Genomic DNA, 25,327 nt, shown 5'->3' on the forward strand with positions numbered 1-25,327 from the left:
GGAGCCGGCGGTGTGAGCGGACCGTTGTGGCGATCATCGCTGCTCCCGCGGCCAAGCGCGGGGAAGGCGCCCCGGACACGCTGCTCGTGGCGGGACTTCCGGTCGCGGGCGTCCGGCCGCGGCGGTGCAATGAGCGGGTGACCGCAGCGTTCCCGTCTCGCGGAGGTGTGTCGATGTCACTCATGCACGACGCCGAGCTCGCATCGGCTTTCGACCACGCCTCCGACCTGTACGACCGCATGGTCGCCGCCAATCCGGGCTACCACGCCCATCTGCGGCGTTCCGCCCGGCGCCTGCGACTGCCCGCCGGAGCCGCGCGGATGCGGCTGCTCGATCTGGGCTGCGGCACGGGCGCGTCCACTGCCGCCCTGCTCCGCGCCGCCCCACGTGCGCGGGTCGTCGCGGTCGACGCCTCGGCCGGCATGCTCGAAGCGGCGGCCGCCAAACGATGGCCCTCCGGGGTCAGGTTCGTCCACTCGACGGCGGAGCGGCTTGCCGAGGTGGCAGCGGACGGTCGTTTCGACGCCGTGTTCGCCGCCTACCTCTTCCGCAACGTGCTCGACCCCGACAGCGTTCTTGCGCACGTCCGTGACGCGATGGTCCCTGGCGGGCGCATCGCCGTCCACGAGTACGCGCTCAGCGGGCGACCCGCGCATCGCGCGGTGTGGACGGCGGTGTGTCGCGCGCTGCTGATGCCGGTCGCGCGCCGGACCGGGGACGGCCCCCTCTACGAACATCTGTGGCGCAGCGTTCTCGATTTCGACACCGCCGACGGCTTCGCGGAGCGAATGGAACGCGCGGGATTCACCCAGGTGCGCGTCCTGCCGCTTCCCGGCTGGCAGACCGGCATCGCGCACACCTTCGTTGCACGGGCGCCGGTCGACAGGACGCATTCCCCCCAATGACCACGCCGGACAGACCGGCGGAGGACCGCGGGCGGACCGCGGGTGCCGGCCTCCGTTCCCGGTCGCGGACGAAGGGACGGCCGACGGCCGGGGAACATGGGTCCGGGCTCGGAGCAGCGGCGTCTCAGGGCTGGTGGATGGCCCGTTCGGCGGCCTTGCGGGCGGCCTGCCGCTCGCTGTCGCCGGGGCTCACGCTCAGCATGCCGCCGGGGTTCTCCAAGTGCGCGCGCACGAACCACTGGAACAACTCCAGCTGGCGAAGATGCCCGATGAGCATGTCCTGAGTGACCGGGTCCAGCTCGTCGGTGGCCCGCACCGCCTTGCGGTGGTCGGCGATCACACCGCTGTAGACCATGTCGAGCGCCCCCAGGTGCGCCATGCTCTCGGCGCGACCGACGGCGTAGTCGTGCCAGCTGCGCTCCCTGACCAACGCGCCGGGGGTGCCGACCGGCGAGCCGCCCAGGATCGAGATGCGCTCGGCGGTCTGATCGACCATCTCACGGACCGCGTCCACCTGCGGGTCGAGCATCTCGTGCACCGCGATGAAGTGCGGCCCCACGACGTTCCAGTGGACGTGCTTCAGGGTCAGGGCCAGATCGTTGAGAGCGTGCAGGCGCATGCGCAGCACCTCAATGGTCTGTGCTCCCTCGTCCGCGCTCATGGAGGGGATGGTGTACTCGGGTGTGTTCATCTCGGCTCCTGCCGTTGGGGATCGGTTCGCGCCTGCCCGGGACATCGGCCCATTGGCGGTCCCTGCCGGCGCGTCCCGCGATCGCCGGCTCCGCGGGCGGCGTCCCGATCACCGCCTTGGCGGGCCGGTACCCGGGGTGTCGAGCGGTCGCTACCGTTCGGCTAACCGCAACGAAGGGATCAAAACCCCTGAAATCGCCCGATCTGGTCCCGCAGGTCGCATCGACGGCCCGCCTACGTACGGTGGCGCCGTTCGCCACTGCCCTCAAGGCCGGGATCGGTCAGCACGACGCGCGCACCTGGCTGCCGTGCCCGGTGGCTCTGCCGTACCCCCGGCACGCGTTGCGCGCGCCGTCGTACCGGGGATCAGCGTTCACCGTTTCCCCTCGTCGTCCTCGTCGTCCTCGTCGTCCTCGTCGTCCTCGTCGGCCTCTTCATCCTCGCCCCCCTCCTCGTCGTCTTCGGCGTACTCCTCCTCTCCGTCCTCGTCCTCGTCGTACTCCTCCTCTCCGTCCTCGTCCTCGTCGTATTCGTCTTCCTCGTCCTCTGGGGATTCCTCCTCTTCGCCTTCCTCATCCGCGTATTCGTCGTCGGCGGTGTCCTCTTCACCCTCTTCCTCAGCGGCCTGTTCCTCTTCCTCCAAGGCCTCCTCATGGGTGCGGACCACTTCACCCTCGCGGATCTCGCCGCGCCAGCCCTCCGGTTCCTCGTCGGTCAGCGTGACGTAGCGCTGGAAGTGCTTGAAGTCCAACCGGAGCCGCCGACCCTGAGCGCGCCAGATGTTCCCGGTCTTCTCGAAGAACCCGGAGGGGTAGTACTCGACGACCAGGACGACGCGCGTCAGCGTGGGCGTCAGTTCATGGAAGCTGACGCAGCCCCGCGTGGTGCCCTTGGCTCCCTCGGAGGTCCACACGATGCGTTCGTCCGGGATCTGCTCCTGAACCGTGGCCTTCCAGCCGCGCGTGGAGGGGCCGACCTTCACCTTCCAATCGCTGTCGGCCTCCTTGCCCTTGGAGACACTCCGGACGCCCTTGGTGAAGCCGCTGAACTTCTCGAACTGGGTCCAGTAGTCGTAGGCATCGCGTATCGGAACGCCCACGTCCAGTACTTCGATGATGTTCATCACCTTGGTGGTACCGGAACCGCGACCCTTGCCGCCTCCGCCGAAGGCCTCCTTGACCTTGCCGACCACGTTGTCCTTGACGCTCTTCGCCTTCTCGCCGATCAAAGCCTTGATCGGCGAATCCCCTTGCAGCATCCGCAGACCAGCTTTGGGCAGTACGCCGCCGTTCTCCGCGACACCTGTCAACCCGCTGGTGATGTCGCTCAGCTTGTCACCGGCCTTGTCGGCCAGGTTGCCCACCTGGGCTCCGACAAAGTCCTTGAACGCGCCCCGCAGTTGGTCGAGTCCCGAGCCCTGCTCGCCTTTGGTGTCACGTGCCGTGTCGGCCATGGGTCTACCTCCGCCGCCCTGTTGACGTCTTCTTCGCCGCTGTCTTCTTGGCCGCCGTTTTCTTGGCTGCGGCCTTCTTCGGGGGTGCCGAGGATTTCCTCGCCGAAGGTGTCTTCTTCGCGGGCGCCCCCTTCCTGGCGGGCGCGGCCTTCTTGGCGGGCGCGGCCTTCTTCGCCACCGTCTTCTTGGCGGGCGTGGCCTTCTTGGCGGGCGCGGCCTTCTTCGCCGACGCGGCCTTCTTGGCGGGCGCAGCCTTCTTCGCCGACGCGGCCTTCTTGGCGGGCGCGGCCTTCTTCGCCGACGCGGCCTTCTTCGCCACCGCCTTCTTCGCAGGTGGCGTCTTCTTGGCCGGTGCCTTGCGAGCAGCGGACGACTTCTCACGACGCGCGCTGTCGCGTCCGTGCGGGGAACCCTCTTCGCGGTCCTCGTCCGACTTCCTGCCGGCGGCCGCGCGACGCCGAGGAGCAGGCTTCGCCGGCTCCTCTTCCGCTTCCGGTTCCTGTTCTTCCTCGGGCTCTTCTTCTTCGGGCTCTTCCTCTTCGCCCTCTTCCTCTTCGTCTTCTTCCTCTTCGTCCTCGGGCTCTTCCTCTTCGCCCTCTTCCTCTTCGTCCTCCGGCTCGTACTCGTCCTCCCCCTCTTCACCCTCCGGTTCTTCCTCCTCCTCTTCGGGCTCCTCCTCTTCGTCCTCCGGCTCGTACTCGTCCTCCCCCTCTTCACCCTCCTCTTCGTCCTCTTCCTCTTCGTCCTCGGGCTCTTCCTCTTCGCCCTCTTCCTCTTCGTCCTCCGGCTCGTACTCGTCCTCCCCCTCTTCACCCTCCGGTTCTTCTTCCTCCGGCCCCTCGTCTGCCACGCCCTCGCCTTCCGGCTCTTCCTCCTCGGCCTTGCTGCCTATGCGCTCGGTGCGCTTGTGCAAGGACTCGGCCAGATCAGCGAGTTTGCGATCGGCCAGCGTGCCCGCCGCCTTGCGCCCGGCGGCGAACAGCTCACCTCGCAGCTGCTCGTTGAGGTCGGCGAACTGGGGAAGTTCACGCAGCTTCTTGACCCCCTCCATCACCAATTGCTGGGGTTCCAGGCCCACCCGACGGCCGGCCAGGTAGGTCGCCAACGCAAAGGCGACACGTCCCTTCTTCGTCCGGCCCAGGACGTACCCCCCGGCAACTGCAGCGGCGAGGGCGATCTTGGGTACATCAGCCATCAGATTTCCCTTCGAAGGGCTGCCGAGCCGGCACTGCGGCTCGTGAGTGACGCCCGGCAGTGTCAGGGCTCGCTCGCAGGAGGGAGGCGACCATACGGAGTAGCCGGCACCGGCCGCGCTGGTCCCTCCTCTCCTTTCAGTCTGGGTGTCGACGTCAGCTGGCGCATGCGGAGAGCAGAGAGTGGCACGGGGCGTCCGGTGGCAGCATGGACAAACTTCGCACCATGGACATATGTGCGCAGATGACGCCCAGCGGCATCAGCCGCACCGGGACTTCACGGCACGCGCCTGGCCTGCCGGCAAAGCTTCTGGCCGCATCACTGAGGGAAGGCCCCGAGATTTCGACCAGGCCGAGGCGGCCCCCTACGGAATTGCAGGAGCGGCCAGCCAGGTTGGCGACGTGGTGGAAGCGGTCGCCGAGGCGATGGAGCCGCTCAAACCCAAGCTCCGCGGCTGGTTGCACGCGGGGATGTTCCCCGTGGCGCTGATCGCCGGCGTTGCACTGATCTGCCTGGCTCGCACATCCGCGGCGGCACTGGCCTGTGGAGTCTTCTCCGCTTCCGCGTGGCTGCTGTTCGGTGTCAGCGCTGTCTACCATCGCGGCACGTGGGGTCGGCGCGGCGAGGCGGTCCTGAGGAGGCTGGACCATGCCAACATTTTTATGATCATCGCCGGGACGTACACGCCCCTGGCCATGATTCTTCTCCCCCAGCACAAGCGAACCGTCATGCTAGGGCTCGTATGGACCGGCGCCCTGGCCGGAGTTGCGTTCCGGGTGCTGTGGGTTGAGGCTCCCCGATGGCTGTACACCCCCTGCTATCTGGCGCTGGGCTGGTCCGCCGCCTTCCTCCTCCCCGACTTCCTGCACGTCGGAGGAGTAGCGGTGGCAAGCCTGCTCGTGGCCGGCGGCCTTCTCTACACCGCGGGCGCCGTGGTGTACGGAATGAAACGACCCGACCCCTCTCCGCGCTGGTTCGGATTCCATGAGGTCTTCCACGCCTTCACCCTGGCGGCCTTCACGACCCACTATGCGGCGATCGCCCTGACCGTCATGTGCTCATGACCGCATGTCCCAGCGCTCGAAGGTGCGTCGTCGGGCGGACGGAGCGTAGCGTGGAAGGTGTCCGGCCAGCCCGGGCCTGCCGGAGAGGCTCCCTGCAGCACCCGAGATACGACGTGCTGCCGGAGGGGAATCGGAGGCGTCCCCGCTGCCCGGCGCCGGCATTTCGCATCCGTATCCCTTGGCGCGGGCTCTCCTTGAAACCGTGGACTCTTCCGGACGATGCCTCTTCGCGCCTGGAATGTTGGTGTCCCTGCTGACTAACGTGGCCCTGCGGCGAATGTTCCGGTGGCATTCCGTGACCATTCTCAACTCTCTGATCTCGGAGGCGGCATTGGGGACTCGGAGAGGCCGGCAGACGGGCATCGCGTTCCCTGGCGGGTTGCGCCCCGACGGTCTGCCGGCTGCCCTGTCGGACCGTCGGCGGCTGACGGCGGTGGAGGCGACCGGGCTGCTCGACACCGGCCCTGAGGACGCCTTCGAGGACCTGGCCCAACTGGCGGCGTCGGTGACCGGCTGCGGGCGGGCTTTCATCACGCTGGTCGACGAGCACCGGTCGTTCTGGAAGTCCTGCGTGGGTGTGGACGTCCAGGAGGCGGTCGAACGGCAGAGCCCGATCGGGGAATCCTTCTGCTCCTTCCTGGTCGGCCTGGCCGGGGACGCTTTCGTGGTCGAGGACGCTGCCGCCGATCCCCGCACCAGCGGCCATCCGTCGATCGCCCGGATGAAGATCGGGGCCTGGGCGGGGCATCCGATCCTCGCCCCCGGCGGGGAGGTGCTCGGCAGCACGTGCGTGATCGACGAGAATCCCCACGTATGGCAGCCCGAGGAACTGGCAGCACTTGCCACGATCGCCCGTGCGGTCAGCAACGAGATCAACCTCCGCACCTCTCTGACAGCCGTCGAGGACGCCCTGGAGACCTCCAGCACCCTGGCCCGCAGCCTCCAGGACAGCCTGCTGCCCCCCGTCCTGCAGAAGGTGCCGGGGCTGGAGGCCGCCGCCTCCTACCTACCGGCGGCCGGTGGCAGCACCGTGGTCGGTGACTTCTACGACCTGTTCCACGCCAAAGGCCCGTGGTGGTGCACCGTGATGGGCGACGTGTGCGGCAAGGGCACCGAGGCGGCCAAGGTCACCGCCCTGGCCCGCTACACCTTGCGCGCCGAGGCGACCCAGCACCTGTCTCCCGCCGCCGTCCTCGGCAACCTGAACCGCGCCCTCATCGAGCAGCGCAAGGGGGAGCGGTTCCTGACCGCCGTCTACGCCACCTTCCGCAGCACGTCCTCCGGCATCGCGGGCCGCCTGTGCAGAGCGGGACACCCCCCGGCCCTGATCCGCCGCGCCGACGGCCGCGTCCGGGACATCGGCCGATCCGGAAGCCTGCTCGGCGTCCTCGCGGACGTGAGGCTCGCTGACGTCACCTTCAGGCTCGCGCCCGGCGACGCGCTGCTGCTCTACACGGACGGCGCCACCGAGGCCCGCGCCCGCCGCACTGCTTCCTCCGGCGCCCGCGCACTGTTCGGCGAGGACGCGTTGTCCGCCGCCCTCGCCGGCTGCGGCGACCTGGACGCCCAGGGCATCGTCACCCACCTCGGGCAGCTCATCGCGGAGCACAGCGGCGACTGGGCCAGCGACGACACCGCCCTCCTCGCCCTGCGCGTCCCCCCTCGCCCCTGACCGGTATACGGCTCGCGGCGACGGCAGGGCCTACGGATTCCTCTCTCTGGTCCCACGTGAGGAAGGGCCGCCGGACGGCTCCTGCGGGTCCACCGCGGTGGACTCGGACACGTCCTTGCCGCCACTGGGGCGTCCGGAACGGCCACGCGGCCCCATGTCCTGGATCCCCTTCTTCCCGGACTTCCCGGACCGCTCCTCACCGCTGCGGGAAACGCCTTCCACCGGCGTGCCCTCCAGCGAGTCCTCTATGTCCTGCTGACTCGGTTCGCGGTTCTTGCCACCCGGCGCGTAGGTGTCGGGATGGAACGAACGATGTGCACTCGGGTTCTCCTCTTGATGTGTCGCGTCCACATCCGGAGACCATCCGTGCTGGTCATCGCCTTCGAACCGGCTCGTGGCCTTGCCAGGCGGAACCGAGCTGCGCTTTTTCGTCATGACAGTGCCCTTTCCATCCCCCTTGGCGTCATTTGCCCTCTTTACACGCATGCCCACTATTCGGCACTCAACCGGACGGGGCTCGATCGGCGCGAGGGACGCCGCACCGCCCAACCTCGTCGCACCGTGCCCAGGGACCCGGATCACTGCCACGGCACAGCCCGGCAACGCGGGACAGGGGACCGCAGGCACGACGGCCCGGACGCCGCCGCCGGGGCCACCCCGGGGCGGCGCGTCGCACCCGCAGCGGCAGCGTGCGGCCCGCGCAACCGGGCCGGCGTATCGCTACCCCGCTTCACCGGTCCGCCCACTCCCGCATGGCAACGTCCCGGCAGCGCCAACCGGTTGAGGACTCGGGGACGACCACCACCGGTGTCCCCGCCAACGCTCCGAGAGGCACTGCCGATGAGGCCCCGAGGCGGGTCACAGCGGTCCCCCGCCCGGCCTCCCTACGGGTCGACGAACCCGACGCGGTGGGCGAGGGCGGCGGCCTCGGTGCGGCTGGTGACGCCGAGCTTGGCGAGGATGTTCGACACGTGCGTGCTCACCGTCTTCGCCGAGATGAACAAGGTCTCCGCGATGCGGCCGTTGCTGTAGCCGCGGGCGACCAGTCGCAGCACCTCCTGCTCCCGTGCCGTGAGTCCTTCCAGACCCGTGGCCGGTACGGCACCGGTGCCGGGTGCGGCGGCGGGACCGGCGGCCTCCGCCGGCCCGTCGCCGCGCCGCAGCGTGATTCCGGCGCGTCCGGCCAGGGCCTCGATGTCGCTCCGCAGATGCCGGGCGCCCAGGGACCGGGCGCTCTCCCACGCCTGGTCCAATACCGGGACGACGTTCGAACGGGGGGTGCGGACGGCCAGCGCGCGGGCGGCCCACCGGCTGCGGGCCACGGCCAGTTCGTACGGACGCTCCAGACCGGTCAGCGCGTCCACGGCCCGTGCCCAGGCCTCCGGGCCCGCATGTCCCGCGGCCCGGGCGAGTTCCGCCTCGATCATGAGCCGATGAGCCCGCCACACCGGCACCCGCGGGGGAAGCGCGTCCGTCTCCGCGCGGACGGCCGCCAGGACCCGGTCGCGTTCGGCATCCACGCCCGGCGTCCAGGCGTCCGCCTCGGCCGCTGCCGCGACGTACAGCAGCCGCAGGGAGTACCGCTCGGTGGCGGGCGGCAGACCGGCGGACAGTACGGTGAACAGCTCCCGCCGGACGTCGGCCAGGCGGCCCTCCCGGGCGGCGATACGGACGGCCACGGTGGCCAGTCCGATCACCAGCTGAGGCTGCCGGTCCTGCGTGCCGAACAGCTCCCGCGCAGCCCCCAGTTGCCGCGTCGCCTCCCCCAAGTCGCCCGCCACGGACCCCCACTCGGCCCGCAGCGCCGCGACCAGTCCGCGGGCCTTGCGGGACCGGGCCAGCCGCGCCGCCTCGTCCGTCGCGGCCGCCATCTCCGGCCAGCGTCCCAGTGCGAACAGCGACAGCGCACGGTTGGCATGCACCCATGCCTCGACGTTGGCCAGGCACAGGCTGCGGCAGAGCCGAGCGCTCTCGTCCCCCGCGGCCAGCGCCTCGACGGACCGCCCCAGCCCCTCCAGCACGGACGGCAGCATGATGCAGGCGCGGCCGATCACCGCGGCATCGCCGAGTTCCTGCGCCCGGCGCAGCACGTGCCGCAGTTCGGTGACGCTCTCCTCGAACCGCTCGGTGCCGGTGAGCAGCCAGGCGCGCGTGACCCGGGCGTCCAGTTCGCCGTACGCGTCGCCGACCTCCCGGGCGTAGCCGACCGCCCGTTCCGCGGCCTGCATGCTGTCCGGGCCCGGCTGGTGCCGCGCACCCCACGCGGCGATCCTGCCCAGGATGTCGGCGTGCACGGCGGACGGCGGCAGATCCCGCACCAGGTCCTGGGCACGGTCGAGTTCGCTCTTGCCGTCGCCGAGCCCGAGGTCCTGCACGAGCTGCGCCCGTTCGGCCCAGAACCAGGCACGGCGCAGCGGATCGACCTGGGTGCCGGTGAGGACGCCCGCCTCCTTGCAGATGGCCATCGCCCGCTCCCGGTCGCCACCGAGCCGCGCGGCCACCGCCGCCTCGGCCAGCAGATCGGCGTAGACGAAGCCGGCCGCCCCGGCCGCGACCGCGGGATTCTGCGCGAACGGGGTTCCGGGGATCCGCAGGGTGTCCCGGGCCTCCGGCGGAACCTTCTGCCACAGCTCCATCGCCCGGGTGAGCAGACGCAGTTGCTCCGCGAAGGCGTAGCGCCCCCTGGCCTCACCGGCCGCCGCCACGTAATGCGTGAACGCCCTCGCCGGCTCGTGCGCGCCGGCCCAGCTGCCCGCGAGGCGGGCGTTGTACTCCTCCGGCGGCACCAGTGAGGGGTCGGCCTCCAGCGTCTCGGCGCAGCGGCGACTCCAGCGGACGCGTTCGCCCGGCAGCACTTCGTCGGTCACCGCTTCGCCGACCAGGGCATGGCGGAACCGGTAGCCGTACGCCGTGGGCCGGAAGAGCTGGGCGTCGACAGCCACCCGCACCACCTCGATCAGCTCCTCCTCCCGCAGTCCGGCGACGGCAGCCAGCAGCGCGTGCGGCACGGCACCGCCGCCGACCGCGGCGATCCGCACGACCTCCTGCGCCGCGTCCGGCAGCGCGTGGACCCGGTCGAGCAGCAGATCCCGCAGGGACTCGCTCAGCCGGGAGCCCGGACCCGTCTGCGCGGCATGCACCAGCTCCTCCACGAAGAAGGCGTTGCCGTCCGACCGCTCGAAGATCCGGTCCACCACGGGCGGATCCGCCGGCGCGCCCTGAAGCGCCGCCACCAGTGCGCTCACCTCGCTCCGCGTGAAAGCCGGCAGGTCGACGCGGATCAGATGGCGCAGCCGAGCGGCCTCGGCGAGGAACGGACGCAGCGGATGGCGGCGGTGCACGTCGTCGGAGCGGTAGGTTCCGACGATCAGCACCCGGCCGGACCGCAACGACCGGAACAGGTACAGCAGCAGTTGCCGGGTCGAGGCGTCCGCCCACTGCAGGTCCTCCAGGACCAGGACCAGGACCCGTTCCGCCGACAACCGCTCCAGCAGGCCGAGCGCGAGCTCGAACAACCGGACCGCACCGTTCGGCGCCCGCGGCGGGGCACCGCCCTCGTGCCCACGCGCCACCCCTGCCCCCAGTTCGGGCATGATCCCGGACAGTTCGGCGGGCACGCCGGCCAGCGGGAACGCACCGCCTTCGTCGACGGGTCCCCCGGACGCCTGACGCAGCGCGGACCGCAACGCGGCCAGAGGCGCGGCGAACGGCACCTCTTCCGCGTCCATCTCCATGCAGCCGCCCACCGCGACGAGGGCTCCCCGGCCCCGGGCCGTCTCCCCCAGCTCGTCCACCAGGCGTGACTTCCCCACCCCGGCCTCACCACCGACGAGCACCATGCGCGGCTCGCCCGCGGCCGCGTCGGCGAGAGCCCGCGTGAGCGTGGCCATCTCCTCGTCACGACCGATGAAAGCGGGGCTGACCATGACATCCTTCACACAAGCGATCATCGCACGGGACGCGGGCGACCCCGGTGACCCACGGTGACAGCGGACGGTTCCCTTCCGCCCCGCGCAGTCCGCTCCCAGCCGGTTCGCCGCCGTTCGTCAGGGGGTACCTCCCGCGGTCTCCATCCGCACCCGGATCTTGCCCGCCGCCGACCACGCGTGGTGCAGGGCCAGTTCCGCCGTCTCCCCCTCGGCCAGGACGATGGAGACCAGACCGCGCTGGTCGCCGGTCGTCGCGATCCGCGCCCCACGGTCCTGGACGGCGTACAGCTGGGGACTCCCGGGGTGACTCGCCAGGGCCGCGGCCCCCTCGACGGACGCGACGACACCGGGCTCGGGAGCGTACAGGGCCACGCCCGCCGCGCCGGTGGGCGGCGGCGGGACCAGGTCCATCAGGGCGGGGCGCTCCCCGAGCGCCATCTCCACCAGCGCCTGGTGGACGTCCAACCCGGCGGCACGGCGCATGAGTTCCCCGATCACGACGCCGCCGAGACGGGGGTTCACCTCCACGATCTCCACTCCGTCGGCGGTCCTGATGAACTCCGTGTGGGTGAATCCGTGCCGGTAGCCGACCGACGCCAGGGTCCGCGACACGTGCTCCCGGATCTCCGCCTCCAGGTGGTCCGGCAGCGCGACGGGGAAGGAGGCCGACTCCTCGCGGAAGTGGGGCTCGGGCGACAGCGTGCGACTGCAGACACCGAGCACGCGCGTCTGCCCGTCCCAGGTCAGCGTCTCCGCGCTGTACATCGGGCCGATCAGGTAGGTCTCGGCGATCAGGTCCCGACCGCCCAGGGACGTGGACATCCGGGCCGCCTCCAGTACGCCGGTGAGCTCGTCCTTGTCCCGGACCAGCCACACATTGCGGCTGCCTGCCCCCGCCACGTCCTTCACGACGCACGGGAAGTCCAGGAACGGGACCAGGTCGTCCGTCGTCGCCGTGGCGGGGTCGAAGACGTGGCTGCGCGCCCGGGACAGGCCGTGGCGGCGCAGATGGTCGCGGAATCCGCCCTTGTCGCGCAGCAGCGCCACGGCGGCGGGGTCCGCGTGCGGCAGCCCGAGTTCACGTGCGACGTGTACGGCCTGGTCACTGACGGAGTCCACCATCCGCAGCACCCCTGCCACGGCGGGCATGGCGCGCAGCACCGCCAGCACGCGGCCGGCGTCATCGGTGTCGACGTCGACCACCGTGACGGTGCCCGGCTCGGCCTGCGCCAGCTCGTGCAGATAGCGGGACCGGTCGGCGGTCAGGAGCACCAGCTCGTGACCGCGGCGCCGGGCCGCGGCGGCCAGGTGGTCGAGACCGAAGTTGAGCGCTTCTACGGCGGCGATGACCGACATGGGGAACCTCCAGCGGGTGGGAACGAAGACAGTGAGGACACACGGACGCGGACGCGCGTGCCCGGCTCAGGTGCGGGCGGTGCCGCGCCGGCCCGCCGCCCGTGGACGCTCGGCGTCCGCTTCCGGACGTGCCTGACCGTTCCCGGGGGTCCCGGGACCGCTCCCGAGCCTGAGCACGAGGAAGGCGCAGGCCGCCAGGAGACCGACGGCCGCACAGCCCGCCCAGAGCACCGAGCCGCCGGCGCGGTCGAGGACGATGCCGCCGGCGATCGGCGCGACACAGGACGCGGCCGCCGTACCGAAGCCGAAGACGCCCTGGTAGCGGCCTCTCAGATGCGACGGCGACAGGTCGGCGACCGCGGCCGCCGACGTGGGCGCGAAGACCATCTCGCCGACCGTCCAGATCACCACGCCGAGCCCGTAGACCGTTGCGGCGCTCCCGGCGAGGGCCGTCACGCCGAACCCGGCCCCGAACAGGACGGCGGCCCCGGCGAGCAGCGGGCCGGGCCGCCGGCCGCGCAGCCCCCGCGACAGCGGGATCTGCAGCAGCACGACCACCAGGCCGTTGAGGCCGATCACCAGGCCGTACGTGCGTGTGCTGAGCCCCTGGGCCTCCATGGCCACCGGCAGGGTGGTCACGCCCTGGTGGAACAGCAACCACAGCGCGAAGGACACGGCGGTCAGTGCGAGCAGCCGGCCGTCGCGAAGGGCCACGGTCAGGCCGCGCGCGGCAGCCGGCCCGGCCGTCGGCGCCGGGACCGCGTCGTTCGCCGCCGGACGCGTCTCCGGCAGCAGCAACCAGGCCATGAGTCCGCAGACCAGCGTCGTCGCCGCGTCGCCGACGAAGATCCACACGAAGTCGGCCCGCACAAGGAATCCGGCCATGACCGAGGACAGGCCGAAGCCGATGTTCACCGCCCAGTAATTCAGCGAGAAGGCACGCTGCCGGTCCTCCGGGCCCACGAGGTCCGCGATCATGGCCGAGAGCGCCGGGCGCGGCGCGGAGCTGCCGGCGCCGAAGAGAAACGTCAGCACGGCCATGGCGGCAACCTGCGGGGTCACGGCCAGCGCGGCCGTGACGGCCGCGGTCACGACGTAGGACCCGGCCATGGTGGCCCGCCGGCCGAGCCGGTCGCTCAGCTCGCCGCCGACGAGCGAGCCCGCGACCGAGCCGAGGCCGAAGCACGAGACCACCAGTCCCGCCGCGGTCGCGGAGAACCCCCGGTCGAGCGTGAGGTAGAGGGTCAGGAACGGATAGACGAAGGTACCCAGCCGGTTCACGAGCGTGCTCGACCACAGCCACCAGAAGCCCCGGGGCAGTCCCCCGAACACGGCCCCGCCCGTCCACCGCACAATCGACTCCGTCCCGCCGCTGCTCACCGACCGGCTTTTCCGGTCACACCGAGCGTGGGCCACGGGCCCGGGTCACTTCATCGGGAGAAAGCCCCGTCCTGGGGCGACACGTACCTGAGGCCGCCTCCTGGGTGCGGACACGCCCGGCCGGCGGAGGCCGCCCCACCTGGTACATCACTGGTGCGTCCCGCGGCTTCGACGTCCTGGTGGACAACACCGGACAGGGCCTGCTGGGCGCACTGGGAGAGAGCAGCGACGCCGACCCCCGCTCGCTGTCCGGCCTCGTCGTCTTCCGGCTGATCAAGGTCAGCCGCGCCGTCATGCTTCGGCGGAGCCGCGACGACCTCGCTCCCTGGCGTACGAAGTCCGCGGCCACCGTGCACGACGACGCCGCTCGGTGGTCATCCGCGAGCTGACTCCGTGAAGCGCAACGGGGTCGCCCTCCACGAAGAGAGCGACCCCGCGCGAGACGGCCCCCGCTGGGAGCGGTGGGCCGGAGATCAGCCGCGGACGATGTTCTCCGCCTGCGGGCCCTTCTGTCCCTGCGTCACGTCGAAGGTGACGTGCTCACCCTCCACCAGCTCGCGGTAGCCGTTGCCGGAGATGTTGGAGTAGTGGGCGAACACGTCCGGCCCTCCCCCGTCCTGAGCGATGAAGCCGAAGCCCTTTTCCGAGTTGAACCACTTCACAACGCCAGATGCCACTTGCTCGTCCTTCACATGCTGCTGCTGCGGCGCGCCACCGGCGCGCCGGCAAACCTCCGGTGCCGGGCTGCCGCCCCTTGCATACCCGATGATCCGATGCCTTGGCCAGCGAATACCCCCACGTCGGCGCAGATGTCGCGTTCGTGTCGTCTGTCCAGGTGCCTGTCGGCGAGGGGGTCGCCTCCGGGTGGTGGGCCCACCCGTCCGCGGGGCCGCGTTCAGCGCACCTGCGCATTGAACCTCGCCACTTCCTCCGGGAGCGCCGAGAGACCCTCCACGCGGAACGTGGGCAGTCCGGCCTCCGGCTCCCTCCATTGCATCAGGGCCCAGGGGCCACGGCGCACCAACGCCGTCCGCATCCCCGCCGCGGCAGCCGGCACGACGTCCTCGTCCAGACGGTCACCGACGTACAGGGTCTCTCCCGCCGGGAACGGAACGGCCTCGCCCATGCGGACGAAGAACTCGGGATCGGGCTTGCCGACCCCCCAGCCGGCCGAGGTGCCGATGGCGTCCACGTCCCCGGCGAACAGGCCCCGCAGGTGCCGCTCGCCCCCAATGGTCTGGTTCCCCGCTATGCCGAGCCAGAGCCCGGCGCCCCGCAGGGCGGCCAGGGCGGGCCGGGCGTCGGGGTAGAGGTCCTCCTCGCCGAAGGATTCCGGCTTCCCCGCGGCAGCGCGTTTCTCGCGTTCCTCGTCAAGGTCCGCTCCGGGCCGGAACAGATGGAAGACATCGCGGTGATCGCGGCCCTGTGCGACGAGCACGCCGAACATCGCGTGGAAGGTGTGACGCGGAACACCGAACCAGTCGGCCCACGACTCATATGCGCGAGTGTCGTCCACGAGGCACTCACCCACGTCGAACACCACGGCGCGAATCATGACCGGCAGCCTACGGTCCGCACGCCGAAAAAAGCGTACACACGCGCGAATTCAGGCCGAATCCGGAATGTCTGTCGCCGGCCCGCGGCCGGACGGCAGCGCCCCCGACTCCTTCCTCGACTGCTCGCGCCTTCACGGTCCACGTGCGGAGCCGGTCTCAGAAATGCCTCCGCCACGGGCGATCGGCGACCCGATCGGCCCCCTGACGGAGGATTTCGATGGTCCTCCCCTCCCAGCCCGGCGTACCGGTGCCGGGCCAATTCCCTGAAAAGGCAGAGTCCCTGTGTGACCGAAAGCGGTCGGGGCCGCGGCGGGCGCGGCGTGGTGCGCCATGTGCCGGGTAGGCGGCAGGGGTGCCCAAGCGCACGTCCTAGGAGCGCGATACGTGAAGATGATCACTGAGGAAAGCAAGGAACGCGCGCGATCGGGCATCGGGGACCCCGTCGGCAACGAGGCACGCCTCCCCGTACTGGAGGACCCCACGAAGGTGGCCGCCAGGGACGCCCGGGAGTTGTCGAAGGTGTTTCTCGGCAGACTCGGCGTCCTCGAGGAGGGGACGCCGGAGTTCCAGTACATCAGGAACACACTGATCGAACTGAACCTCTCACTCGTCCGTTTCGTGGCGACCCGTTTCCGCAGCCGCGGTGACGAGATGGAGGACATCGTCCAAGTCGGCACGGTCGGCCTGATCAAGGCCATCGACCGCTTCGACCTGAGCCGCGAAGTCGAGTTCACCACCTTCGCCATCCCCTGTATCGCGGGGGAGATCAAACGCTACTTCCGGGACACCAGCTGGGCCGTTCACGTCCCCCGCCGACTGCAGGAACTGCGGATCACTCTGGCCAAAGCCATGGACGAGATGGCCCAGGTCCTGGACACCGACCCCACACCGGCGGAACTGGCGCGGCACCTGGGACTCAGCGAGCAGGAGGTCCGCCAGGGCATCGTGGCGTCCAACGGCTACACCGCAAGCTCCCTGGACGTTCCCCTCGACCGGGACGACGAGGCCGGCGGCAGCTACGCGGAGCAGCACGGGGGCACCGACCCCGCCCTGGAAGGCGTCGAGGACATAGCGGCCCTGAAACCGCTCATCGCCCGGCTCGGCGAGCGTGACCACCTGCTCCTGAGGATGCGATTCCGTGAGGAGATGACGCAGTCACAGATCGGCCTCGCCCTCGGCCTCAGCCAAATGCACGTGTCCCGACTGCTGTCGCACATCCTCACCCGCCTGCGTGGCGACCTGCTCCTCGACGAATAGCGGCCGGGACGTCCGCGGCGCAGAGCGGCCCCCGGTGGCCCTGATCGGCGTCACCGCGCGCGGCGCGCATCCGTGCGCGGTCCCCGCCAGTCCAGGCAGAGAATCGTGGCGTCGTCCTGCAGTTGTCCGAGGCACGCCTCGAACACGGCGGCGGTGGCCGCACGGACCATTTCACGCGGGTGCTCGGCGGCGGTCTCGCGGATCACGGCCGCCAAGTCCACCACTGTGGCCCGGCGTTCCTGCATGCCGTCGGTGTACAGGACCAGCCGGTCGCCGGCCCGCAGGTCGAGAGGCTGAGCACGGAAAGGCGCGCTCGACGGGACGCCGAAGGGCAGGTGGACGTCGAGGCGGACCTCCTGGACCGCGCCGTCGCGCAGCCGGAGCGGCCACGGGTGTCCGGCGTTGATCACCTGGGCGCCGGCTCCGTCCATGGCGATGCGGATGAGTTGACCGGTGGCGAGACCGTTGTGGCCGTGGTCGAGGAGCGTGCGGTGCATCCGACGCGCCTGCTCGGCGAGATCGCACCCGGCCCGGCGGGCGCCCCGCGAGGCGTTGACCGTGAGGGTGGCCAGCACCGCGGAATCGACGTCGTGCCCCATCGCGTCCGTGATGGACAGATGCAAGGTGTCGTGGTCGACCGCGTAGTCGTAGGTGTCACCGCCGATGGAGTCCGCGGGCACGAGCGCGCCGGCCAGCGTGAACTGCTCCCCTTCGTAACTCGCGGCCGAGGGCAGCAGTGCCCGCTGGATCTCGGCGGCCAGGCTGACGGACGTGGTCCGCTCGAGCCAGTGGTAGAGATCGGTGAAGCGCCGGTCCATGACGATGAGGAACGCGAGCGCGTGGGCGGCCTCGCCCACCTCCTCCAGGACGTTCGGCGTGGATTCCGGAAGCGTCAGTTCCAGCAGGCCGATCGCGTCGCCGCGGTTGGTGACCGGCACGATGACCCGCAGGCCCTCGCCGTCGCCCGGCTCCTGCACGAGCCGCTGGCCGCGCAGCGCCCGCTCGTACAAGGTGCCGGACAACGGGATCTGCTCCACGTCACGGCGCTGCCCCGACACGCCTCGCTCACCGATCCGCACCACCCTCCGGCCGATGACGTCGGCGACGAGGAACGACACGGACCGCGCCCCGAACCGGTCGCGCAGGTTGCGGGCGATGACCTCGACGGACTCGGCGGGCGCGGCCGCCTCGGCCGCCGCGAGAACCTCGCTCAGTCGAAGCTGCTCGTGGGCCACAACGTCTCCCTGCTGTCGGCGCACCCGGCCCCCTCGCCGCCAGGGCCTTCGGCTGCCCGACCCGACTTTCCTCGCTCGGTCCACCGCCTACGGCCCATGCTGGCACGGCATCCGCGTGCACGCCGACACGAAGACCCGGCGGCCGGAGCGCCGCGTGTCAGGTGCGTTCCCCGAAACGGTTACGGCGGGTGAGGGCGCGCTGTGTTCCGCTGAGCAGCCGGCTCGGGGACCGGAAGCGCAGCGCGGCGCGGGCCGCGTTGGCGCCCGGGGCCCCGTGGACGCCGCCGCCGGGATGGGCCGCCGCGGAGGCCAGGAAGAGCCCGGCGACCGGTGTTTCCGGGCGCCCGGTCCCCGGAACGGGCCGGAACACCAGTTGCTGGTGCAGCGCGGCGGTGCCGCCGTTGATCGCGCCGTCGTGAAGATTGGCGTCGGCCGATTCGATGTCGGGTGGGGCCAGGACACGACGGGCGCGGATCAATGCGCGGAATCCGGGGGCGTACCGCTCGACCTGTTCTTCCACGCGGTCGGCCATCCGCTCCCGGTCACCCGAGTGCCACGCCCCCGTGATGCCTCCCTCGCCCGCGTCGCCGCGGATGTGGTGCGGGAGGTGGGTGTAGGCCCAGGCCGACTCCGTTCCGGCCGGCGAACGCGTGCCGTCGGCCGTGGTCATCTGCCCGAACAGCACGAAGGGCCGCTCGGGCACCTCCCCCATGGCGATCTGCGCGGCGAACCGCGTCAGCCCGTCCACCCCCTCAGCCAGATGGACCGTGCCCGCGCCCCGCGCGGCGCCGGCGGTCCACGGCACCGGGCCGTCGAGCGCCCAGTCGACCTTGAAGGTCGCGAAGTCCCACTGGAACCGCCGCAGGTCCTCCTGGACGCGTGCGGGAAGGTCGGCCGGGTCCAGCAGTCGCGTGTAGAGCGCCGGCGCTGAGACGTCGGCCAGGACGGCGCGGGCGGCCGGGACGACCCGGCCGTCCGCCGTGCGGACGCCGATGGCCCGCCCGGAACGGACCACCACCGACGTGGCCCGGACCCCACAGCTCACCGTCCCTCCGTTGCGCCGCAGACGGGCGACCAGAGCGGTGACCAGGGACTGCGCGCCGCCCACGGGGACCGGAAACCCGTACGCCTGCCCGAGCATCGCCATGAGCCAGCCGTACCCACCGCTGCCGGCGGCTTCCGGGGCAAGGTCGGCGTGCAAGGCGTTGCCCGCCAGGAGCAGCGGACCCAGCGCGCCGCGGAACTCCTCCTCCCCCAGCCTGCGCACCGGAAGCACCAGGGTGCGGGCCAGGCGGAGTCCCCCCGCGGTGCGCAGCCGGGCGGCCAGGCGCAGTCCGGCCCGCACCGGTGGGAAGGGCGTGAACAGCGCGTCCAGGATGTCGTCACCGAGGCGGTCCCACAGAGCGCACAGGCGCAGCCAGGCCTCGCCGTCACCGGGGGTGTCCCGGTCGAGGAGCGCCGCGGTGTCCGCGGCGTTCCGGTGGAGCACCGCGCAGCGACCGTCCAGCAGCGGGTGCGCGACCACGGCCGGGGCGTGGCTCCAGCGCAGGCCTTCTCGTTCCAGCTCGAGCCGGCGGATGACCGGCGAGGCGGCGGCCAGCGGATAGAAGGAGCTGAACAGGTCGTGGACGAAGTCGGGGTGGACGGCACGGTCGGAGCGGACCCCGCCGCCGGGCTCGTCCTGGGCTTCCAGGACCTCCACGGCCCATCCCGCCTCGGCCAGGAGATTCGCGGCGACGAGACCGTTGGGGCCCGCACCGATCACCACCGCGTCCGGCATGCGATCGCCTTCCGTAGAGTCACCGCTCACGTACCGGACGCGGTCCGGTCCACGCGCTCCTCGACCAGGTGCGCCAGTCTGTTGAGCATGCTGCGGTGGCGCAGTTGGAGGAACGCGTCGAGCAGGGAGTTGTGCAGCATGCCCCCCGGACCGCGCAGCGGATGCTCGTCGACGATCACGAGGGTGTCGTCGGCCCAGGGGCGCAGTTCGAGGGCGATGCGGGCGCTGCCGAGCCATCCGCTCATGGCTTCGAGTTCCAGTTGCCGGCCCGGCCGGCTGATCCGCACGACAGTGGTTCCCTGGAGCTTCATCGGCCCGATGTCCACGGTGTACCGGATGCTGGAGCCGACCTGGGGCCAGTCGCCGTCGTCCCGCTCGGACCCCGATGGCCCGACGACCCACTCCCCGTAGCGGTCGACGTCGGCCAGCACGGCCCACACGTCCTCCGGCGTGCCGGCCACCAGCCGGTGCCTGACGGCCATAGACCCTCCCGATCCCGGGCCGGCGCGCCGGCACTCGCCGACGCCGGACAGCCGGCTCGCCACTGATGTCACTATCGTCACTTTCATCACCATTCACCTCCGGAAGGAGATGGTGCCGATGGCAGGCTCCGGATCGGTCCTGGCGGGACGCACCGCCGTGGTGACCGGCGCCGCACGCGGCATCGGGCGGGCCGTGACCGGCGCCCTGGTGGCGCGCGGGGCGAAGGTCGCGCTGCTGGGCCTCGAGCGGGACGAACTGTCGGCCGCGGCCGAGGCCGAGGCAGGACCCGGCTCGGCGAAGGCATGGCAGGTGGACATCACGGACGAGGCGGCCCTGCGGGATACGGCCGATCAGGTGACGCGGCTGTTCGGTCCGGTGTCCGTGGTCGTGGCCAATGCCGGTGTGGCTGCGGTGGGACCGTTCGAGGATGCGGACATGACGGTCTGGCGGCGCGTCGTGGAGGTCAACCTGGTCGGCAGCGCACTGACCGCCCGCGCCTTCCTCCCAGGGCTCCTCGCCACCCGCGGCTTCTACCTGCAGATCTCGTCCCTGGCCGCCCTCGGCGCCGCCCCGATGATGTCCGCGTACTGCGCGTCCAAGTCGGGGGTCGAGACCTTCGCCCACGGCCTGCGCACCGAGGTCGCGGGCCGTGGAGTGGGCGTGGGCATCGCCTACCTCAGCTGGACGGACACCGAGATGATCCGGGAGGCCTGGCGCCACGGGCCGCTGCGGGAGGTGCGGGCGCTGATGCCGTGGCCGGCCAACCGGGCCCACCCGGTGGAGCCCACGGCGGAGCGTCTGGTGCGCGGCATCGAACGGCGGTCCTCCTCCGTGTACGTCCAGCCCTGGGTGCGCGGCGTGCAGACCGCGCGCGCCCTCCTGCCCGGACTGGTCACCTGGCGGGCCGGACGGGTCCTGGGCAGCGGGGGACCCCGTCCCGGGACCGCCTTCCCAGGGCTCCTCGGCCCGGGCGGCCGGGCCGCCGGCTGAGGGGGCGAAGGGACCGGCGGCGGTCGGGGGGCCACGGTCCCTGTCGTCCCCGGCGGCCGCCGCGTGGTTCGCGGGCCGCGCCTCGGGTAGCCGAACCTTCTGTCCTGCCGGACGTCCCCGTTCGAGAGGAGTGACCGACCATGCGCGCGACCGTGTGGCACGGCAAGCGTGACGTGAGGGTCGAGACGGTGCCCGACCCGGGGATCGAGAAGCCGACGGATGCCGTGATCCGGATTACGTCGACCGGGCTGTGCGGCTCCGACCTGCACCTGTACGAGGTCCTGGCGCCGTACATGACCCCCGGGGACATCCTCGGTCACGAGCCGATGGGCATCGTGGAGGAGACCGGGCCCGACGTCGGCGACCTCTCCCCCGGCGACCGGGTCGTGGTGCCGTTCCAGATCTCCTGCGGCACCTGCTGGATGTGCCGGGAGGGACTGCCCACCCAGTGCGAGACCACCCAGGTCACCGAGTACGGCAGCGGTGCCGCACTGTTCGGCTACACCAAGCTGTACGGTCAGGTCCCCGGCGCCCAGGCCGAGTACCTGCGGGTGCCGCAGGCCCAGTTCGGGCCGATCAAGGTGCCCGACGGCCCGCCGGACGACCGGTTCGTCTATCTCTCGGACGTACTGCCCACCGCCTGGCAGGCCGTGAAGTACGCGGCCGTACCCGCGGGCGGCACCGTCGCCGTCCTCGGCCTCGGGCCGATCGGCGCGATGAGCTGCCGGGTGGCACGCCGGCTGGGCGCCGGACGCGTGATCGGCATCGACCACGTGCCCGAGCGGCTGACCCGGGCACGGCAGGACGGTGCCGAGGTGTACGACCTGGACGACTTCGACGACGCGCAGAGCCTGGTCACAGCGGTCAGGGACGCCACCGGCGGCCGCGGCCCGGACGCGGTCGTCGACGCCGTCGGCACCGAGGCCCACGGCAGCACTCTGGGCCGGGCGGCACAGCAGGCGGCCGGCCTCCTGCCACGGCAATGGGCCGCCAAGCTCATGGAGTACGTGGGCGTCGACCGCCTCGGCGCGCTGCACCTGGCCATCGACATGGTCCGGCGCGGCGGCACGGTGTCGGTGAGCGGCGTCTACGGCGGGATGAGCGACCCGATGCCGATGATGACCATGTTCGACAAGCAGATCCAGCTCCGCATGGGCCAAGCCAACGTGCACCGCTGGAGCGACGAGATCCTGCCGCTGCTCACCGACGACGACCCCTTGGGCGTGGACTCCTTCGCCACGCACCACGTGCCGCTCGACCAGGCTCCGCAGGCGTACGAGATGTTCCAGAAGAAGACCGACGGCGCCATCAAGGTACTGATGCGGCCCTGAGGGGCCGCATCAGGCCGGTGTCCTCCGACTCGCCGTCGTGGCTCCCTCCCGACCACGTGATGCACGCGTGACCGCGGCAGGACCGGGCAGCCGAGTGATGAAGAGCTTTCGCTCGGAAAAGGAGATTCTCATGGGACACGGCGGCAACGTCATCGCGGAGCTCACGGCCGACCACCGCGAGGTCGAGGAGTACTTCGCCCGCCTTGGAGCTCTCCCCGCGGGCGACAAGAAACGACGCGACGTCCTGGACGACGTGACCATCGAGCTCGTACGGCACTCGGTCGCCGAGGAGATGTACCTCTACCCGGCGGTGCGCGAGCACGTCCCCGGCGGGGGCCAACTCGCCGACAAGGAGATCCAGGACCACGCCGAGGTCGAACAGGTCCTCAAGGATCTGGAGAGCGTCGACGTGGACGACGCGCAGTTCGACGTCCTCGTGCAGAAGCTGATCACCGATGTCACGGAGCACCTCCGGGAGGAGGAGCGGCTGCTCTTCCCGAGCCTGGCGCAGGCCTGCTCGCCCGAGCAGCTCATGGAGCTGGGCGACCAGGTCCGCCGGGCCAAGAAGGTCGCCCCGACGCGGCCGCACCCCAGCGCGCCGGACACCCCTCCCGCCAACAAGCTGCTGGCTCCCGGCACCGGCCTCGTCGACCGGGCACGGGACCTCATCACCGGACGCGGCAAGTCCTGAACCAGGCGACAGGGGCAGAGGGGGCCGGCCACTGCCGGCCCCCTCTGCCGTCCGTATCCCGGCTCGCTTCCGGAAACCGGGGGTGGGCTGATCGTCGACATCTCGCCCGCGGGCGCACGCCGGTACGCGCACCACACCCCTTACGGTGCGGGCAAGGCCGCCCGGGACAAGATGACGGCGGACACGGCCGCGAAGTTGCGCACGGACCCCGAGGTGCAGGACGCGACACCGGGCGCTGCGCGGAAGACCGCGTCACGGCGGCCGGTCGACGCGGGCCGGCGGACGTCAGCCCAGGGCGATGAACTCGAGTTGGAGGTTGTCGGGGTCCCGGAACACGACGGTCGAGTAGGCGAAGGGCTCGGACTCGTCCCGGATCGGCGTGTGTGCGATGCCCAACTCGTCGAGCCAGGACATCCAGGACTCGAGGTCGGCGCGGGAGCCGACCTGGAACGAGATGTGGTCCAGCCCGGTCCGGGCTTCGAGGAATCCCTCGTGCTGGTTGCCCGTGTTCCTGTGCAACCCGATCACGACACCGGAGTCGGGCGTGATCAGCAGGACCCCGTACCCCGTCTGTTCGCGGTAGAGGTGGTGGAACCTGTAGTCGACCCGCTCGGCGCCGAACAGCCGCTGGTACCAGTCCAGGCTGTCCTCCAGGTTGGACACCGTGAAGGACAGGTGGTGGACGCCGGTGATCGAGGGGCCGGCGATGACCTGCGCCATGACGTACCTCCCGTGATGAGTGATCGGCCCTCCGGCGTGGCTCCGGTCAGGAGAGGGCCTTGAGCAGTTCCTCTGCGAGGGGACCCGAGGAAGCGGGGTTCCGCCTCGTGAGGAGACCGCGGTCCACGACGGTGCAGGGCTCCCGGGCGGGGCCCCGCGAATACCGGGTGGGCAGGTTCTTCAGCTCGTCCTCCGGCAGCCGCTTCGCGCCTTGTCCGCGACCCCGACGCCGGCCTCCTTCTCGTCGCGGAGGCCCGTCACACCGTGGTCGGCGAAGAGCGTGTCGCCGTTCGCGTCGCGGGTCGCGAGGAGTGCGGCCGGTGCGTGGCGGACGATTCCGGGTGGTCTGCCCGAGGCGAGTGCCTCGCGCAGCAGTGAATCCGGAGTCGGGGTCGGCCGAGAGGTCTTCCATCGGGCCCTGGCCTCCGGGGCTCATCGTGTCCGCAACGGGCATGACCCCGCCGGGAGTTGCCATGGTGACCTCGTGCCCGGCTTCGGCGAGGACGCGGCACGGCGCGACGAACTCCTCGGCCCAGTAACCGGTCGGGTCCCCGTGACCGTCTTTCAGGCTCCAGCAGCTCGCGCCGGTCGGCACGGAAAGGATCTCGGCCATGGTGACGCCCGGGCAGTGGCACGGTACTCAGCGCTCGAAGGTGCCGTACATGGTGGCCCGCGCGATGGCGTGGGTGAACAGGCGGAAGTCCATAAGGGCGGGGGCCGTCGTCTCGGACACGTCCAGCTTTTCCACGTCGACGGCGTGCACCACGAGGAAGTAGCGGTCCGGGCCGTTGCCCGGGGGTGTCGCCGGGCCCAGGTACCTTCGGTAGCCGGCGTCGTTGGGCAGCGTCACCGCTCCGCCCGGCAGCTCGCTTCCGTCTCCCGCTCCGGCCGGCAGGTCGGTCACGGAGACGGGAAGGTCGGCCACGGCCCAATGCCAGAAGCCCGAGGCGGTCGGCACGTCGGGGTCGAACATCGCGACCGTGAAACTGCGGGTTTCCTCGGGGAAGCCCGACCAGCTCAGCTGCGGCGAGATGTCCGATCCGCCGGCGCCCAGGATGCCGCTCACCTGCTCGCGGGCCAGTCGCTCGCCGTGGACCACGGACTGAGAGGTCACCGAGAAGCTCGGGATCGGGGGCATGAAGTCGTAGGGGCCATAGGGCTTGATCACGACGATCTCCCACTTTCCCGTCCGGTCGGCGGCGGGGTCGACCCATCCGCTCGCTGCCCGCGTCAGCGGCGCCCAAGGAAACGGCGGTGGAGACCCGCATCAACGCCGTTTCCCGCACCGCCGCGCGACCACGTGTCCGGCGTGGCACTCCCACCCGTCAACGGTAGGCGCCGGCGGTGGAGTGAGCCACCGCGCGTCCCCGCGAGGACCTCAGCGTGTGAAGGGCGGGGCGCGGCAGGGAGCTTCCACGGGCTCGTGGTCGCACAGGCAGGTACCGACGCGACGGGTGCGGTGGTGGGCAACGAGGGTTCCGCGGCACGGTCACCGGGCTCCGGATGCGCGGCGCCGGCATGCGCAGGACCCTGGAGTTGTCGAAGCGGAGCGGCGGCCGCGCCGGCCGGTGAGGCATCCGCAGCTCGTCGGGCTGCACCGGTCCGGCCCGCACGGCTGCCCGCCGGCGAAAGCGAGGCACC

At 71.2% G+C, this 25,327-nt stretch carries 22 protein-coding genes; 8 read left to right on the plus strand and 14 right to left on the minus strand.

Going from position 1 to position 25,327, the window contains the following annotated elements; genetic code table 11:
• Window positions 1-173 precede the first annotated feature (173 nt).
• Window positions 174-905 (plus strand): class I SAM-dependent methyltransferase, encoded by a 732-nt coding sequence (locus PV364_RS24165; protein ID WP_319662340.1) that lies wholly within the window; start codon window positions 174-176, stop codon window positions 903-905.
• A gap of 124 nt (window positions 906-1,029) precedes the next feature.
• On the opposite strand, the gene PV364_RS24170 is transcribed toward PV364_RS24165, so the two are convergent.
• From PV364_RS24170 to PV364_RS24180, 3 genes are all read right to left on the minus strand, one after another.
• Window positions 1,030-1,596 (minus strand): DNA starvation/stationary phase protection protein, encoded by a 567-nt coding sequence (locus PV364_RS24170; RefSeq protein WP_319662341.1) that lies wholly within the window; start codon window positions 1,594-1,596, stop codon window positions 1,030-1,032.
• 372 nt (window positions 1,597-1,968) lie between these two features.
• Window positions 1,969-3,048, minus strand: a complete 1,080-nt coding sequence (locus tag PV364_RS24175; protein WP_319662342.1) for an SRPBCC family protein — start codon at window positions 3,046-3,048, stop codon at window positions 1,969-1,971.
• A gap of 4 nt (window positions 3,049-3,052) precedes the next feature.
• Window positions 3,053-4,243 (minus strand): histone protein, encoded by a 1,191-nt coding sequence (locus PV364_RS24180; RefSeq protein ID WP_319662343.1) that lies wholly within the window; start codon window positions 4,241-4,243, stop codon window positions 3,053-3,055.
• 232 nt (window positions 4,244-4,475) lie between these two features.
• Here PV364_RS24180 and trhA point away from each other — a divergent pair, with 232 nt between their 5' ends.
• Both trhA and PV364_RS24190 read left to right on the plus strand, forming a co-directional pair.
• On the plus strand, window positions 4,476-5,306 hold the full coding sequence (gene trhA / locus PV364_RS24185; protein ID WP_319662344.1) for a PAQR family membrane homeostasis protein TrhA: 831 nt from the start codon (window positions 4,476-4,478) through the stop codon (window positions 5,304-5,306).
• A gap of 379 nt (window positions 5,307-5,685) precedes the next feature.
• Window positions 5,686-6,978, plus strand: coding sequence for a GAF domain-containing SpoIIE family protein phosphatase (locus tag PV364_RS24190; RefSeq protein ID WP_319662345.1), 1,293 nt, complete (start codon window positions 5,686-5,688; stop codon window positions 6,976-6,978).
• A gap of 30 nt (window positions 6,979-7,008) precedes the next feature.
• On the opposite strand, the gene PV364_RS24195 is transcribed toward PV364_RS24190, so the two are convergent.
• The 4 genes from PV364_RS24195 to PV364_RS24210 form a co-directional block, all read right to left on the minus strand.
• Entirely contained in the window at window positions 7,009-7,413 is a 405-nt protein-coding gene (locus PV364_RS24195; protein ID WP_319662346.1) for a hypothetical protein, read from the minus strand.
• A 449-nt stretch (window positions 7,414-7,862) separates the two neighbouring features.
• Complete coding sequence (locus PV364_RS24200; RefSeq protein WP_319662347.1) at window positions 7,863-10,904, minus strand: helix-turn-helix transcriptional regulator; 3,042 nt, start codon at window positions 10,902-10,904, stop codon at window positions 7,863-7,865.
• A 120-nt stretch (window positions 10,905-11,024) separates the two neighbouring features.
• A complete protein-coding gene (locus PV364_RS24205) occupies window positions 11,025-12,263 on the minus strand; it encodes an ATP-grasp domain-containing protein (RefSeq protein ID WP_319662348.1) in 1,239 nt (412 codons plus the stop codon).
• 66 nt (window positions 12,264-12,329) lie between these two features.
• Window positions 12,330-13,616 carry an MFS transporter gene (locus tag PV364_RS24210; protein WP_319662350.1) on the minus strand — a complete coding sequence of 429 codons (1,287 nt, stop codon included), beginning with the start codon at window positions 13,614-13,616 and terminating at the stop codon, window positions 12,330-12,332.
• Between the two features lie 131 nt (window positions 13,617-13,747).
• On the opposite strand from PV364_RS24210, the gene PV364_RS24215 reads away from it, so the two are divergent.
• Window positions 13,748-14,032: a hypothetical protein gene (locus tag PV364_RS24215; protein WP_319662351.1), complete on the plus strand. Its 285-nt coding sequence runs from the start codon at window positions 13,748-13,750 to the stop codon at window positions 14,030-14,032.
• Between the two features lie 84 nt (window positions 14,033-14,116).
• On the opposite strand, the gene PV364_RS24220 is transcribed toward PV364_RS24215, so the two are convergent.
• The gene (locus PV364_RS24220; protein ID WP_319133361.1) at window positions 14,117-14,320 is read right to left on the minus strand and encodes a cold-shock protein; all 204 of its coding nucleotides are present in this window, start codon (window positions 14,318-14,320) and stop codon (window positions 14,117-14,119) included.
• Window positions 14,321-14,538: 218 nt separating this feature from the next.
• The gene (locus tag PV364_RS24225) at window positions 14,539-15,198 is read right to left on the minus strand and encodes an HAD family hydrolase (RefSeq protein WP_319662352.1); all 660 of its coding nucleotides are present in this window, start codon (window positions 15,196-15,198) and stop codon (window positions 14,539-14,541) included.
• A gap of 391 nt (window positions 15,199-15,589) precedes the next feature.
• Here PV364_RS24225 and PV364_RS24230 point away from each other — a divergent pair, with 391 nt between their 5' ends.
• A complete protein-coding gene (locus tag PV364_RS24230; protein ID WP_415924600.1) occupies window positions 15,590-16,456 on the plus strand; it encodes a SigB/SigF/SigG family RNA polymerase sigma factor in 867 nt (288 codons plus the stop codon).
• Window positions 16,457-16,506: 50 nt separating this feature from the next.
• Here PV364_RS24230 and PV364_RS24235 read toward each other — a convergent pair whose 3' ends face one another.
• From PV364_RS24235 to PV364_RS24245, 3 genes are all read right to left on the minus strand, one after another.
• Window positions 16,507-17,691: a PP2C family protein-serine/threonine phosphatase gene (locus tag PV364_RS24235; RefSeq protein WP_319662354.1), complete on the minus strand. Its 1,185-nt coding sequence runs from the start codon at window positions 17,689-17,691 to the stop codon at window positions 16,507-16,509.
• Window positions 17,692-17,848: 157 nt separating this feature from the next.
• Window positions 17,849-19,471 (minus strand): NAD(P)/FAD-dependent oxidoreductase, encoded by a 1,623-nt coding sequence (locus tag PV364_RS24240; RefSeq protein WP_319662355.1) that lies wholly within the window; start codon window positions 19,469-19,471, stop codon window positions 17,849-17,851.
• Between the two features lie 26 nt (window positions 19,472-19,497).
• The gene (locus tag PV364_RS24245; RefSeq protein WP_319662356.1) at window positions 19,498-19,953 is read right to left on the minus strand and encodes an SRPBCC family protein; all 456 of its coding nucleotides are present in this window, start codon (window positions 19,951-19,953) and stop codon (window positions 19,498-19,500) included.
• Between the two features lie 118 nt (window positions 19,954-20,071).
• Here PV364_RS24245 and PV364_RS24250 point away from each other — a divergent pair, with 118 nt between their 5' ends.
• The 3 genes from PV364_RS24250 to PV364_RS24260 all read left to right on the plus strand — a co-directional run bounded on the left by PV364_RS24250 (window position 20,072) and on the right by PV364_RS24260 (window position 22,966).
• Window positions 20,072-20,944 (plus strand): short-chain dehydrogenase/reductase, encoded by an 873-nt coding sequence (locus PV364_RS24250; RefSeq protein ID WP_319662357.1) that lies wholly within the window; start codon window positions 20,072-20,074, stop codon window positions 20,942-20,944.
• Between the two features lie 140 nt (window positions 20,945-21,084).
• Entirely contained in the window at window positions 21,085-22,275 is a 1,191-nt protein-coding gene (locus PV364_RS24255; protein ID WP_319662358.1) for a zinc-dependent alcohol dehydrogenase, read from the plus strand.
• A 130-nt stretch (window positions 22,276-22,405) separates the two neighbouring features.
• A complete protein-coding gene (locus tag PV364_RS24260; protein WP_319662359.1) occupies window positions 22,406-22,966 on the plus strand; it encodes a hemerythrin domain-containing protein in 561 nt (186 codons plus the stop codon).
• 285 nt (window positions 22,967-23,251) lie between these two features.
• Here PV364_RS24260 and PV364_RS24265 read toward each other — a convergent pair whose 3' ends face one another.
• Together PV364_RS24265 and PV364_RS24275 are read right to left on the minus strand one after the other, a co-directional pair.
• Window positions 23,252-23,686: a VOC family protein gene (locus PV364_RS24265; RefSeq protein ID WP_319662360.1), complete on the minus strand. Its 435-nt coding sequence runs from the start codon at window positions 23,684-23,686 to the stop codon at window positions 23,252-23,254.
• Window positions 23,687-24,326: 640 nt separating this feature from the next.
• Window positions 24,327-24,854 (minus strand): YbhB/YbcL family Raf kinase inhibitor-like protein, encoded by a 528-nt coding sequence (locus PV364_RS24275; protein WP_319662361.1) that lies wholly within the window; start codon window positions 24,852-24,854, stop codon window positions 24,327-24,329.
• Window positions 24,855-25,327: the final 473 nt, after the last annotated feature.

Origin of the sequence: Streptomyces sp. MI02-7b (genome assembly GCF_033793585.1) — a bacterium.
GTDB lineage: Bacteria > Actinomycetota > Actinomycetes > Streptomycetales > Streptomycetaceae > Actinacidiphila.